Source organism: Brevundimonas sp. GW821-FHT02A10 (assembly GCF_059422025.1).
Map to the genome: position 1 here is coordinate 69,363 of NZ_JBWKWC010000005.1, position 13,321 is coordinate 82,683.

General features: G+C 65.4%; 13 protein-coding genes. 3 read left to right on the forward strand and 10 right to left on the reverse strand.

All coding sequences use genetic code 11. From position 1 onward, the window contains the following. Positions 1 to 1,998, reverse strand: coding sequence for a cytochrome o ubiquinol oxidase subunit I (gene cyoB, locus AC07U0_RS14160; RefSeq protein ID WP_494720651.1), 1,998 nt, complete (start codon positions 1,996 to 1,998; stop codon positions 1 to 3). Between the two features lie 14 nt (positions 1,999 to 2,012). Beyond that, a complete protein-coding gene (gene cyoA, locus AC07U0_RS14165) occupies positions 2,013 to 3,212 on the reverse strand; it encodes a ubiquinol oxidase subunit II (protein WP_494720652.1) in 1,200 nt (399 codons plus the stop codon). Positions 3,213 to 3,362: 150 nt separating this feature from the next. On the opposite strand from cyoA, the gene AC07U0_RS14170 reads away from it, so the two are divergent. The 3 genes from AC07U0_RS14170 (at position 3,363) to AC07U0_RS14180 (ending at position 5,454) form a co-directional block, all read left to right on the forward strand. Further along, the gene (locus AC07U0_RS14170; protein ID WP_494720653.1) at positions 3,363 to 4,697 is read left to right on the forward strand and encodes an MFS transporter; all 1,335 of its coding nucleotides are present in this window, start codon (positions 3,363 to 3,365) and stop codon (positions 4,695 to 4,697) included. Positions 4,698 to 4,788: 91 nt separating this feature from the next. Next, entirely contained in the window at positions 4,789 to 5,094 is a 306-nt protein-coding gene (locus AC07U0_RS14175; protein ID WP_494720654.1) for a UBP-type zinc finger domain-containing protein, read from the forward strand. A gap of 102 nt (positions 5,095 to 5,196) precedes the next feature. Further along, complete coding sequence (locus tag AC07U0_RS14180) at positions 5,197 to 5,454, forward strand: hypothetical protein (RefSeq protein ID WP_494720655.1); 258 nt, start codon at positions 5,197 to 5,199, stop codon at positions 5,452 to 5,454. A 169-nt stretch (positions 5,455 to 5,623) separates the two neighbouring features. Here the strand turns inward: AC07U0_RS14180 and AC07U0_RS14185 are convergent, their stop codons facing one another. The 8 genes from AC07U0_RS14185 to AC07U0_RS14220 all read right to left on the reverse strand — a co-directional run bounded on the left by AC07U0_RS14185 (position 5,624) and on the right by AC07U0_RS14220 (position 13,310). Further along, complete coding sequence (locus AC07U0_RS14185) at positions 5,624 to 5,779, reverse strand: hypothetical protein (protein ID WP_494720656.1); 156 nt, start codon at positions 5,777 to 5,779, stop codon at positions 5,624 to 5,626. 57 nt (positions 5,780 to 5,836) lie between these two features. Then, positions 5,837 to 6,259 carry a helix-turn-helix domain-containing protein gene (locus AC07U0_RS14190; protein WP_494720657.1) on the reverse strand — a complete coding sequence of 141 codons (423 nt, stop codon included), beginning with the start codon at positions 6,257 to 6,259 and terminating at the stop codon, positions 5,837 to 5,839. 681 nt (positions 6,260 to 6,940) lie between these two features. Beyond that, on the reverse strand, positions 6,941 to 9,223 hold the full coding sequence (locus AC07U0_RS14195) for a hybrid sensor histidine kinase/response regulator (protein WP_494720658.1): 2,283 nt from the start codon (positions 9,221 to 9,223) through the stop codon (positions 6,941 to 6,943). Continuing rightward, complete coding sequence (locus AC07U0_RS14200; protein WP_494720659.1) at positions 9,213 to 9,860, reverse strand: chemotaxis protein CheX; 648 nt, start codon at positions 9,858 to 9,860, stop codon at positions 9,213 to 9,215. The genes AC07U0_RS14195 and AC07U0_RS14200 overlap by 11 nt, the downstream gene beginning before the upstream one ends. After that, positions 9,857 to 10,237: a response regulator transcription factor gene (locus tag AC07U0_RS14205; RefSeq protein WP_494720660.1), complete on the reverse strand. Its 381-nt coding sequence runs from the start codon at positions 10,235 to 10,237 to the stop codon at positions 9,857 to 9,859. Before AC07U0_RS14205 ends, AC07U0_RS14200 begins: the two co-directional genes overlap by 4 nt. Positions 10,238 to 10,309: 72 nt before the next feature. Next, positions 10,310 to 10,570 carry a hypothetical protein gene (locus tag AC07U0_RS14210; protein WP_494720661.1) on the reverse strand — a complete coding sequence of 87 codons (261 nt, stop codon included), beginning with the start codon at positions 10,568 to 10,570 and terminating at the stop codon, positions 10,310 to 10,312. After that, positions 10,567 to 12,480, reverse strand: coding sequence for a chemotaxis protein CheA (locus AC07U0_RS14215; RefSeq protein WP_494720662.1), 1,914 nt, complete (start codon positions 12,478 to 12,480; stop codon positions 10,567 to 10,569). The genes AC07U0_RS14210 and AC07U0_RS14215 overlap by 4 nt, the downstream gene beginning before the upstream one ends. After that, positions 12,480 to 13,310, reverse strand: a complete 831-nt coding sequence (locus AC07U0_RS14220; protein ID WP_494720663.1) for a CheR family methyltransferase — start codon at positions 13,308 to 13,310, stop codon at positions 12,480 to 12,482. The genes AC07U0_RS14215 and AC07U0_RS14220 overlap by 1 nt, the downstream gene beginning before the upstream one ends. Positions 13,311 to 13,321 lie beyond the last annotated feature (11 nt).

The following is a 13,321-nucleotide window of genomic DNA, read 5'->3' on the forward strand; positions in this document are numbered from 1 at the left end:
TCAGGCCTCCGCGGCCAGGGCGCGGGCCTTCGCCTCGGTCTCGGTCACTTCCGAAGCCGGGATGTAGTAGTCGCGCTTGTAGTTGAAGGTGTGGAAGATGGCGTAGCCGATGATGCCGACGAAGCTGATCGCGGCCAGCCACCAGATGTACCAGATCAGACCCACGGCGCAGGCGACACTCAGCCCGGCCAGGATGATGCCGGCGCCCGTGTTGGAGGGCATGTGGATGTCGCGGTAGCCGTCGACAGGCTTCTTGTAGCCGCGGTTCTTCATGTCCCACCACGCGTCCGAGTCATGGATCACGGGCGTGAAGGCGAAGTTGTAGTCCGGCGGGGGCGAGGAGGTGGCCCACTCCAGCGTACGGCCGCCCCACGGATCGCCCGTCTTGTCGCGCAGCTTCTCGCGGTCGCGGATCGAGACGTAGAACTGCATCAGCATGGCGGCGATGCCCACGGCGACCATGGCCGCGCCGACGCCGGCGATGATGAACCAGATTTGCAGCGAGGGGTCGTCGAAGACCCGCATGCGGCGCGTCACGCCCATCAGACCCAGGACGTAGAGCGGCATGAAGGCGAACCAGAAGCCGACGACCCAGAACCAGAAGGAGATCTTGCCCCACTTTTCGTCGAGCTTGAAACCGAAGGCCTTGGGCCACCAGAAATTGATCCCCGCGAACAGGCCGAACAGCACGCCGCCGATGATGACGTTGTGGAAGTGGGCGACCAGGAACAGGGAGTTGTGCAGGACGAAGTCGGCCGGCGGCACGGCCAGCAGCACGCCCGTCATCCCGCCGATGGTGAAGGTGATCATGAAGGCCACGGTCCACATCATCGGCAGCTCGAAGCGGATGCGGCCCCGGTACATCGTGAACAGCCAGTTGAAGATCTTCGCTCCCGTCGGGATCGAGATGATCATGGTGGTGATGCCGAAGAAGGAGTTGACGCTCGCGCCCGATCCCATGGTGAAGAAGTGGTGCAGCCACACCAGGTAGGACAGGATGGTGATCACGACCGTGGCGTAGACCATCGACGTGTAGCCGAAGAGCTTCTTGCCCGAGAAGGTGGAGACGACTTCCGAGAAGATGCCGAAGGCGGGCAGGATCAGGATGTAGACCTCGGGGTGACCCCAGATCCAGATCAGGTTCACGTACATCATCGGGTTGCCGCCGAGGTCGTTCGTGAAGAAGTTGGTGCCGACGTAGCGGTCCAGGCCCAGCAGGGCGAGGACGGCGGTCAGGACGGGGAAGGCGGCGACGATCAGGACGTTGGTGCAGAGCGCGGTCCAGGTGAAGACGGGCATCTTCATCAGGCCCATGCCGGGCGCGCGCATCTTGACGATGGTCGCGATCAGATTGACCCCGGACAGCAATGTCCCGACCCCCGCGACCTGTAGCGCCCAGATGTAGTAGTCGACCCCGACGTCAGGGCTGTAGGCCAGGCCCGACAGGGGCGGATAGGCCAGCCAGCCGGTGCGGGCGAACTCGCCGACGAACAGCGACATCATGACGATGATCGCGCCGCCCGCCGTCATCCAGAAGCTGAAGTTGTTCAGGAACGGGAAGGAGACGTCGCGCGCGCCGATCTGCAGCGGCACGATGTAGTTCATCAGGCCGGTGACCATGGGCATGGCCACGAAGAAGATCATGATCACGCCGTGGGCGGTGAAGACCTGGTCGTAGTGGTGGGCGTTGAGGTAGCCCTCGGACCCGCCGAAGGCCATGGCCTGCTGCAGGCGCATCATGATGGCGTCGGCGAAGCCGCGCAGCAGCATGATCAGACCCAGGATCATGTACATGATGCCGATCTTCTTGTGATCGACGGTCGTGAACCACTCTTTCCAGAGATAGGTCCAGAGCTTGAAGTAGGTAATGGCGCCCACGAGGGCGACGCCGCCCAGGCAGACGACCGCGAAGGTGGCCACCAGGATGGGCTCGTGGAAGGGCAGGGCCTCGATGTTGAGGCGCCCGAAGACGAATTGAATGATCTTGTCGGCGGACATGGGATGCGGTCCGATCAGGAGGCGGCCCGCGGCGCCGTCGGCGCTGCAGGGCTGAAGGCGGCAGGAGCGACAAGGCCCGCGCCCATCATGGGAGCGGAGCGGGCCAGATCGGCGGGCGAACCGAGCGAGGCCAGACGGGTCTGGGTCCTGTTCGTCGGCTCGGGGTCGGTCGGGGAGCAGAGGGTGGCGACATAGGTCGGCGTGGGGCCGAACACGGCGCCGCGACGCTCGGTCTTGTCATAGGTCAGGGCCAGCATGTTGTGGGCGCTTTCCATGTCGAGGCCGCCCTTCGCATCGATGGCTTCCATCTCGTGCATGCACATCTTGCCCGGCTCGACGCACAGGTTGACGATGGCGCTGAACAGGCCGCTGTCGACCTGGGCGAAGCGCATGGCCGGGACGTTCTCGCTCGGGGCCTCGAGGCGGCGGTAGCCGTCGCGGTCCAGGGCCAGGCCGCTCGACTTCACCTGGGCGACCCACTGGTCGAACCCGGCCTGGGGCAGGCCGTGGAAGTTGAAGCGCATGCCCGAGAAGCCCGAGCCCGAGTAGTTGGCCGAGAAACCCTTGTACTCGCCCGGCTTGTTGATCACGCCGTACAGCGTCGTCTGCATGCCCGGCATGGCGTAGATCTGGCCGGCCAGGGCGGGGACGTAGAAGGAGTTCATCACCGAGGACGAGGTGATCGTGAACTGGATCGGACGGTCGACCGGGGCGGCCAGTTCATTGACCGTGGCGATGCCGTACTCGGGGTAGATGAACAGCCATTTCCAGTCGAGGGCGACGACATTGACCTGCAGCGGCTTGACGGACTTCTCGGCGGGACGGCCCGCGGCGATCCGGTCGAGCGGACGATAGGGGTCCAGCAGGTGGGTGCCGGCCCAGGTCACGGCGCCAAGGCAGATGATGATCAGCAGGGGCGCGCCCCAGATGGCCACTTCCAGATAGGTGGAGTGGTCCCAGTCCGGCTCGTACTTCGCGTCCTTGTTCGACTGGCGGTATTTCCAGGCGAAGATGACGACGAGGGCGATCACCGGAATGATGATAAACAGCATCAGGATGGTCGAGATGACCAGCAGATCGCGCTGTTGGGCCGCGACGTCGCCCGAGGGGGCGAGGACGACGGCGTTACATCCCGCCAGAAGGGCGAGGGCGGGCAGGGCGATCCACGGGGCGACACGTCGCGCGGCGGATCGAATCGGGTGCTGGGGAGGCATGGTGCGGGCCTCTAGTGCGGAAGGACAGGGAACGACATTGGACAATCTGCCCTATCTCCTTTTGACGCGTTGGGTTCCAATAAGCGCGCCACAAGTCCGTGACTCGTCGTCGCGCGTCACACCCAGAATTTACAAGGAAGCGATCAGTCGATGAGCGCCACCACCGGAGCCTCCTCTACTCCCCTGGAGAGAGACGCCAAACAGATCAATGCGCGGTCGCATGACAAGATTGACGCGGGCGAGATCGCCATCGGCGTCGTCATCGGCCGGGCGTCGGAGTTCTTCGACTTCTTCGTCTTCGCCATCGCCTCGGTCATCGTCTTCCCGCAGCTGGTCTTCCCGTTCGCCGGGCCGCTGCTGGGCACAGTCTATTCGTTCGCCATCTTCGCCCTGGCCTTTATCGCCCGCCCGCTGGGCACCTGGGGCTTTATCGCCATCGACCGCTTCTTCGGTCGGGGGACCAAGCTGACCATCGCCCTGCTGCTGCTCGGCACCTCGACCGTGGCGACGGCCTTCCTGCCCGGTTACGAGACTATCGGCCTGTGGTCGGTCGTCCTGCTGGCCCTGCTGCGCATCGGTCAGGGCGTGGCGCTCGGCGGCACCTGGGAAGGTCTGGCCTCGCTGCTGGCCATGAACGCCCCGGCCGGCAAGAAGGGCTGGTACGCCATGCTCGGCCAGATCGGCGCCCCGATCGGCCTGATCCTGGCCAGCGCCCTGTTCGCCTTCTTCGTGTCCCTGCTGTCGACCGCCGACTTCCTCGACTGGGGCTGGCGTTATCCGTTCTTCGTGGCCTTCGCCATCAACGTGGTGGCCCTGTTCGCCCGCCTGCGGATCTCGGCGACCCCGGCCTTCATCGAATCCTATGAGGACCGTGAGCTGCAGCCGACGCCGTTCCGCCAGACGGTCCGCGCCGAGGGCAAGAACATCGTCATCGGCGCCTTCGCCCCCCTGGCCAGCTTCGCCCTGTTCCACATGGTGACCGTGTTCCCGCTGTCGTGGGTGCTGCTCTACACCAAGGAGCCGCCGGCCCGCTTCCTGGTCATCGAGCTGATCGGCGCCGTCGTCTGCCTGATCTGCGTGATCCTGTCGGGGCCGCTGGCCGACCGCTACGGCCGCCGCAACCTGCTGGCCGCCACGGCCGCCGCCATCGCCGCCTTCTCGGGCTTCGCGCCCCAGATGCTGGCCGGAGGGGAAATCGGCGGCATCGTCTTCATGATGAGCGGCTTCATCCTGCTGGGCCTGTCGTTCGGCCAGTCGTCGGGCTCGCTGGCCTCCAACTTCGCCGCCATCAACCGCTACACCGCCTCGGCCCTGACCTCGGACCTGGCCTGGCTGTTCGGCGCGGGCTTCGCTCCGCTGGCGGCCCTGCTGCTGGCCTCGAACTTCGGTCTGGGCGCCGCGGGCGTCTATCTGCTGTCGGGCGCCGCCGGCACCCTGATCGCCCTGTGGATCAACCGCGAGACCACCCACGCCCGCAAGGCCTGAGGTCTGATCTCCGAGACCATGAAGGCGGCTCCGGCTTGACCGGGGCCGCCTTTGCTTTGCACGATGCCTTCCGTCATCCGGGAGCCTGATCTTGACCCTGTCGTGCGGCCATTCCCCTACCATTCTGACCGTCACGCCCAGCGCGCGCGGCTGCGAGGAATGTCTGAAGACCGGCGGCTGGTGGGTGCATCTGCGCCTGTGCCGCCGCTGTGGCCACGTCGGCTGCTGCGACGACTCTCCGAGCAAGCATGCCCGCGCCCATTTCCACGCGACCCATCACCCGATCATCGAGGGCTACGATCCGCCCGAGGGCTGGGGCTGGTGCTATGTCGACGAGGTCCAGGTCGACCTGCCTGACCAGACGCCGCAACTGGGTCCGATCCCCAAATTCTTCTGACGCACGAAGACTTCGCGAGCCGGGCGTAAACCACGGATATTATAGCTAAAGTTATAGCTGCAATTAACTTTCTACAACCTGCGACTGTGTTATCTGCGGACGATGATGTACGTCGTTCACGTCGAACATAACGGTCTGCGGGCCAGCTCCGACCCGATGGAGGCTGTGACCGCGCTGAAGGTGGCCAAGGCCTGGCAGAGCCATGGCGACCGGGGCGTCCGCATCGTCGAGGCCCCGGCGGGAGGACAGAGCCCGTCCGACCGGTCCTGGACCGTCCGGGAGTTCACGGTCTTCGTTCGGGGACCCGGCGCGCCGCGGGCCCGGATAGTGGAAGCCGCCGGAAATACGGCAAGCCGCTGACCGGCGTCGCCGATCTGCAACAAAGCCGCCTTCGTACCGCCTCGTCGCGTGGCTAGATGAGGGATGCGCCACGGCGCACGCCCCTCCCGGGCGTTTCCCTCCCAAAACCTTTCAGGGCCGTGCGTGATCGCACGGCCCTTTTTTGAGCTGATGAGAAGAGGGGCGTCGGCTAGTGAAGCTTGGCCTTAACAGCGCGCCTGGACAGGTCCAGCCAGTATGCGGCCTGACGCAGCAGATCCGCCCGCGTCTCCTGATCCGGCTCGACGATAGCGCGCCGGATTAGGTCGAGGGTCCGGGCCTGATAGTGGGGAACGGGATCGGTCATGCCCCGATCTCGCATGGTTCGCGGGGTTGCGAATGTCAGGCCTGAAACCGCGAGGTCTCAGCTCTCGGGGGGCGCCGTGTTGAGCATCTCGCGGATCATCTCGAGCGCGATCTTCTGGCGGCGGCTCGTGAGTTGCGGGGCCAGGGCGGACATTTCCAGCGTCATCCGCGTCGGCGGATAGTCGAGGTTGGGCGTAGGCGTCAGGGTCTCGGGCTCGCCTTCCGCCGTCTCGCGCGGCAGGCCCTCGAAGAAGTAGCTGATATCGACCCCGAAGAACTGGCTGATCATCCACAGCTTGGAGGCGGAGATCCGGTTGGTCCCCTTCTCGTATTTCTGGATCTGCTGGAAGGTCAGGCCCAGAGCCCGGCCGAGGTCGCCCTGATTGTATCCCAGGGCCACACGCTTTTCGGCCACCCTGCGACCGACCACGCGGTCAACCGGATGAGGATTGGGGGCGGTATCACCATCGCCGCGCGCCATGTCGTAACTCCCGTGACTATCCCACGCATCCGGGGCCGCCAAAGGGGAGGACGACCGGGCGATGCAGACTTTGATACCCTTGAACGGCGCTCCGCCAAGCTTCCGTCGCAGACTGGCACAAAGACTGTGTCGATTCTTCCGTCGCGTCGTCCGGGGAGATGTTTCCGTTGATGTCAGAAGGCTACGGAGGGGCGTCGATGACCGCCGACCAGACGAGGTCGGACCTGTCCCGTGAGGGGAAGCGCCGTCGTCATGTCAGGAAAATGAGAGGACGATGGTGGGTGATGTAGGGTTCGAACCTACGACCCGCTGATTAAGAGCTTAGGCTTATTGAGTATCGATGAGCGAAGTGGGGGGGAGCGTATACATTTGCAATATTAGTCAACCGCCTACAAGCCAACTTCGTAGCTAAAAGCTGATAACTCGACCGTTTTAGATGGAAAAATTATCATCTATTGAGCTACCCGATTTGGCTTAGGCGTACGTCCGGTAAGGGCTGAACGCGGCGGTTCCGAACTTCTGCTCGCGGAAACAATGTTCGTACGAACCGGTTGGCATTTTTGGACGTCGCGATCCGGATGACAACGCATCCAGCGTGTACATCGCCAGATGTCATCGGCACGTGGCCGGAAGGCGGTAGATGAATAGAGCTGGAATCTGGATTTCAGCCCCAAGAGACGGCTAGGCGGCGGGAAGGGCGCTCATCAATTCGCGGATCCGGCCGGCGAGTGTGTCGATGGTGAAGGGTTTGGTGATCATCGACATTTCGGGACCGAGGAAGGCGCCGCGATCGGTGGCCTGTTCCGCATAGCCGGTCATGAACAGCACGCGCAGATGCGGCTGGAGCTTGAGCGCCATGTCCGCCAGCTGCCGGCCGTTCAGCCCGGGCAGGCCCACATCGGTGACGAGCAGATCGACATGTTGGGCACGCAACTGCGCCAGGGCGCTTTCCGCCTCCGAGGCTTCCAGCGGCGCGTAGCCGATCTCCGTGAGGACATCCAGGACCAGAAGGCGCACCGACGGATCGTCCTCGACGACGAGGATCGTCTCGCCCTGGCCGCGGGGCGTGGGAGCCGCGTGATCGTCCTCGACGGCCGAAACCGAAGCCGCGCGCGGCAGATAGAGGTCGATGGTCGTCCCGGCGCCCGGCTCACTGGCGATCGAGACGCTGCCGCCCGCCTGGCGCATGAAGCCGTAGATCATCGACAGGCCCAAACCCGTCCCCTGTCCGATCGGCTTGGTGGTGAAGAACGGATCGAAGACCCGGTCGATCACATCCGAAGGAATGCCCTCGCCGGTGTCCTCGACGCGGATACGAACATAGTCGCCCGCTGCAAGGCCGAGATCCGTATCCGCGACAAAGGCGACGTTGGACGTCTCAAGGGTCAGGGCTCCGCCGCGCGGCATGGCGTCGCGCGCATTGATCGCCAGGTTAAGGATCGCGCTTTCGAGCTGGTTGGCGTCGCTCCACGCCGGCCAGGTCGTCGCATCGAGGCGGACCTGCAGGCGGGTCTGCTCGCCGAGCGTTCGCGTGAGCAGATCCTCCATCGACCCGACCAGGTCGTTGACGTCTACAGCCCTCGTGTCGAGCGACTGCTGCCGGGAGAAGGCGAGAAGACGGTGCGTCAGGCCGGCGGCGCGCTCGGCGGATGTCGAGGCCGCATCCATGAAGCGGCTGAGGTCCTGGGTTCGTCCGTCGGCGATCCGACGCCGCATGATGTCGAGGCTGCCGATGACGCCGGTCAGCATATTGTTGAAGTCGTGGGCCAGACCGCCGGTCAGTTGGCCGACCGCTTCCATCTTCTGGCTCTGGCGGAGCTGTTCCTCGAGCTGTTTGCGCTGACTGATGTCCCGTCCGGTGAGGAAGAGCTCGTCGTCCTGACCGGCGCCGCTCCAGTCGATCCAGCGATAGCCGCCGTCCGCGTCGCACACCCGGCTTTCGAAGCTCTCGACCGGCCCCTGGTCCCCGAGACCTTCGATCATCCGGCGCAGACCGGCCCGGTCGTCGGGATGGATCAGGGCGTCGAAGACCTTGCCTTCGAGATCGCCGCTTTCGTGTCCCAGAAGGCGGCTCCAGGCCGGGTTGGCGGCGCGCAGCAGGCCGGAGCGGTCGGCGACGACGAGAAGGTCTCGCGACAGGGCCCAGACGCGGTCGCGTTCCTGGGTCCGGGCCTCGACTCTTTGTTCCAGGGTCGCCGCCAGCTCCCGCAAACGAGCTTCGGCCTGTTTGGCGTCCGTGACGTCATAGATCACGCCGACGAAGCGGACGCCCAGCGGACCGCCGTCGCGGATCAGCTCGCCGCGCCGCGCGAGCCAGCGCTCGGCTCCGGTATCGGCGCGCTGGATAAGGAATTCCGAATAGGCCGACTGCTGCTCGGGCGCGGTATCCGCGCCGAGGATGATCGGCGGCTCGCCCGGCGCCACGACGGCATTGATCGTGCGGACGGGCAGGGCGTCGGCTGGAAGCAGGCCGAGCAGGTTGCAGAACTGCTCCGAGACGGTCGCCGTGCCAAAGCCGCTGACATATTCGAAACTGCCGACGCCGCCCGCGGTTTGCGCGATGCGGAGCTGTTGCTGGACGCGCTTTTGTTCGGTGATGTCGCTGAGCACACCGGTGAAACGCGCGGGCGCGCCGGATTCATCCAGAGTCAGGCCGCCTTTGGCCAGCACCCACCGAATACCGCCGTCGGGATGCCGCAGCCGGTATTCGCGGGCGAACACCTCCGCGCCGTGCAGCACACCGGCGACGGAGATCCGGACCCGCATCCGGTCCGCCTCGTCGATCGCGGAAAAGAAGGTCGCGGTCGGCATGCCATCGCGGGCCGTATCGCGATCAAGACCGTACAGCTCGGCAAACCGGGCGTCGGCGCGCAGGCGGTCTCCGGCGATGTCCCAGTCCCAGGCGCCGCTGGCGCCCTCAAGGGACCGCCGCCCTTCGGGCGTCAGCGAAAACTCAGGAGGCATCGGCGCCGACGATACGCTCGAGGAACTCGGCGATCAGCACCTTGAGAGCCTCGATCGAGGGCAGGTCCATCAACATGGCGATATAGCCGCGGATGTCGCGGCCGCTGACCGAGAAGTTGATGTAAAGGAACAGGACCACCCCGGTCGTGCTGGTCGGGTCGGTATCGGACAGTTCGAACAGAACCTGGCCATCACCGCGGATGACGGCCGGCAGGGACATTTCCAGGGGCCGTTTCAGCATATTGGCCATGGTTGCGAGGCAGCCGTAGAGGACCACATTGCCGGTCTCGGACAGGGCTTCGTCCTCCATCTCAAGCACGCCGGCCTCGTCCAGCTCGTCGCCGGTCACGGCACGGACGAGGGCCAGGCTGTTGGCCTCGGGGAAGATGAGCAGGGCGCGGCCCGAGAAGGCGCCTTCGAAGTCCTGGCGGACGGCGACCAGATCCCCGCCCTCACGTTCACGGATCAGGGTCGCGGCGACCGTTCGGCTGACGATCTCGAGAGCCGGCACCGAGAGCAGGACCTGATGGCCGATCATCTTGCGCAGGCTCGCCGCCGCGCGGCTGACGCCGATATTGACCAGTTCGGTCAGGGCGTCCTGCTCAAGCTCGTCCAGATATCCCCCGGTCTGGGTCACGCCCTGGTCGACCGGAGCTTGAGGGCCGCGCCCGACAGGAAGCCCCGGACACTGTCCTCGGTCACCGGCTTGGCGATGAAGGAGACGTCGGCGTCGCGGGCCCGCGCGATGATCTCGTCCTGGACGTTGGCGGTCGCCAGGGCGATCGGCATCGCCGGGTGGGCCGCCCGAAGCTCTTCGGCCAGATCCAGCCCGTTCCGGCCCGGCATGTTGAAGTCGAGAATGGCGAGGTCCACCGCGCCGTCTGCGATCTGGGCCAGGGCCTGGTCCGCATTCCCGGCTTCCACCCGGGTCCAATCCGGCTGCAGGGCCGCGACGGCCTTGCCCAGAACAATTCGGGCCAGCTTGCTGTCGTCGACGATGAGAAGGGTGGTCATACGCGGTTACTTCCCTGGTCCCGGGATGGTCGGTTTTATCATCTTATAAGCGTCGCTATGCGGTCTGTCCCGTCAAGTCTCGGGTTTGGCTTGAAACTTTGGCGATAGAATCGGCGCCAACCACGTCTCAAGAGACCGGTTCCCGACACAACCGGCGACCTTCGGCGAGAAGACCAGAAGGACCTGCAGGACGGCCCCGTGAAGATCGGTGCAGGCCGACAGATCGATCGTCTGGTCCGGTGATGCGATCAGGGCGTTCGCCAGAGGCTCGGCGTCCTCGACCCGCGCCACACCTGCGATGATGATCCGGTCGGAGTCTATGGTGACGCTCATCGGACGAGCGCCTTTACGTCGAGGATCAGCAACAGTTTTCCATCGCCGAGCAGGGTGGTGCCGGTCGCACCCGGAACCGTGGCCAGCAGGCCGGCCAGAGGCTTGAGCACCACGTCCAGCCGGGCCTGAACAGCGTCGACACCCAGGGCGAGGCGACCCTCCGCGCCCTCGACAATCAGGACCGTCAGCCCACCGTCGGGCGACGGAACGCCCGCGGACACCAGATCACCCAGACGCACATAGGGGAGCACGGTCTCCCGGACGACGATCGCGGCCCCCAACCGAGCGGGCGTGATCTCTTCGGCGCCTATGCGAAGGGTTTCCTGAACTTCGGAAAGCAACAGACCGAACCGCTCGCCGCGCGCCTCGACGATCAAAACCCGCGTCATCACCACTGTCAGCGGCAGCCGCAGCGTGACGACGGAGCCATGGCCCGGCGTACTGTCGATCGCAATGCGGCCGCCCAGTCCGGTGACGGCTTCCCGCACGGCGTCCATCCCGACGCCGCGTCCGGAGACGGAGCTGACGCTGGACGCCGTGGAGAAGCCGGGAGTGAAGATGAGTTCGATGGCCGCTTGGTCGCTCAGGGCATCGAGATCGATGCGGTCGCCGAGGCCTCGCGACCTGGCGGCGTCGCGCAGGCGCGCCGGGTCCATGCCGCGGCCATCGTCACGCACCTCGACCTCCACCTCGTCACCGTCGACACGCGCGCGGAGGGACAGGGTGGCCCGACCGCTCTTGCCGGCGACCAGCCGTTTGGCCGTGTCCTCGACGCCGTGATCGAGCGCGTTCCGCACGAGATGGAGCAGGGGCTCGTACAGGCCGTCGACTACCCCTTTGTCCGCCTCGACCGCATGGCCCCTGACCTCGATGTCCACGGCCTTTCCGAGTTCGGCCGCGAGTTGGCGCGCCTGCCGTTCGAGCCGACGCAGGACCGGCGACAGGGGGGTCATGCGAAGGCGCATCACGCTGCGGTGCAGATCGGTCGTCAGCCGGTCGATCATGGCCTGAACCCGCGCCAGTTCGCCGTCCGGGTCGGCCAGGCCCAGCAGGGCGTTCTTGGCGATGACGAGCTGATCCGCCTGATCGGCGAGGGCGTCGATCTGGCGTCCATCGACCCGCAAGCTGCTCGAAGCTGTGCTCGTCTTGTCGGATGGGACAGCGGCCGGTGCGCTTTCGACAGTCTCATGATCTGTCGACAGGACGATATCCGCCTGGTCCTTCACCAACCGGAAGGCCTCCGCGACCTGTTCAGGGGCAGCCCCGGACAGCAACTCAAACGCCAGCCTGCAGAGGAAGGGATCGTAGTCGGGCGACAGGTCCGCACGATCCGTCGAAACCTCCAGGGCGCGCAGGTCCGGGACCGCGCGGGCGATGGCCAGGGGATCGTCGCCCCGGAAGAAGGCCTGGGTGTCCGGGCGATAACGGACGGCCGTCAGTCGTCCCCGGGCGTCTGGATGGCGCAGCCTGAGCGCTTCCACCCAGTCGAAATCCGACGCGGCCTTTGTCGTCGCCCGGTCGTCGGCCCCGCCGAGGTTTTCGGTGAGCCGCGCTACGAGACGATCGGCGTCCTTATCGGCGGCGGCGGCCAATGCACCCTCGAGGCGAAGCTCCTCCAGCCAACTCTCGGTGCGGTCGACGACAGCCAGAAGCAGGTCGATCAGATCGCCGGTCGCCGCGAGCCGGCCCTTGCGAACCGCGTCCAGCACATCCTCGGACGAATGAAGAACTCGCGCCATGGGGGCCAGATCGAAAAGACCGACCGATCCCTTCAGGGTGTGAATGGCGCGAAAGGCGCTGTCGATCAGGGCGGCGTCGTCAGGCGTCCGCTCAAGCGCCAGCAAATCCTGGCCCGCGCGTTGCGCCAGTTCAGGGCCTTCGATCAGGAACTGTTCGAGCAGTTCGTCCATCACACTGGCCTTTGATAGACCATCGCATCCGGGAAGCGCCGGAGCTCGAAGGCATCGGAAATCCGGCTCATGGATTCCGTATGTCCGAGGCAAAGGAAACCCCCGGGGACCAGGGCGTCGAACAGATGGCCCACGGCGATCTTGCGGGATTCGTCGTCGAAATAGATCAGCACGTTGCGGCAGAAGATCACCTCGAACCGGCCGTGGTCGGCCATAGAGGCCCGGTCGATCAGATTGGCGGGGGACAGGCTGACCGATTCCCGGAGGTCGTCGATGATCTGGCGCCGGTGATGACGCGTCGGCTCGAAATAGCCTTCGAGCACCGCGGTCGGCAGCCGTGACAGCGCGCGGTCACCGTATTCTCCGGCCGCCGCCGCCGCCAGGGCGTGGCTGTCGATGTCGGAGCCGACGATCTCGACATTATAGGCGTCCACCAGCCGCCAGTTCTCCAGCAGCCACAGGGCGATGGAATAGGGCTCCTCGCCACTGGAGCAGGGGTTGGACCAGATGCGGATCCTGTAGCCCGGCGCCTTGCCGCGGATCAGTTCCGGCAGCAGGTTTTCCGAGAGACATTTCAGCTGGTGGTCTTCGCGGTAGAAGTAGGTCTCATTGACCGTGAAGGCGTTGATCAGGGCTTCGCCCTCGGCCGGATCCGCACGCAGAAGCCCGAAGTAGAAGGTGAAGGACTCCGTCCCGTTCGCCTTCATTCGGTCGGCCACCCGCCGCTCGATGTAATAGCGCTTCTTCTCGCCGAAGATCATGCCGGTGCGGCGATAGAGGAAGTCGCAGATCCGCTCCAGGCTCTCGGCGGTCAGGTGGAAATCCGCCATGCCCGGCGTGC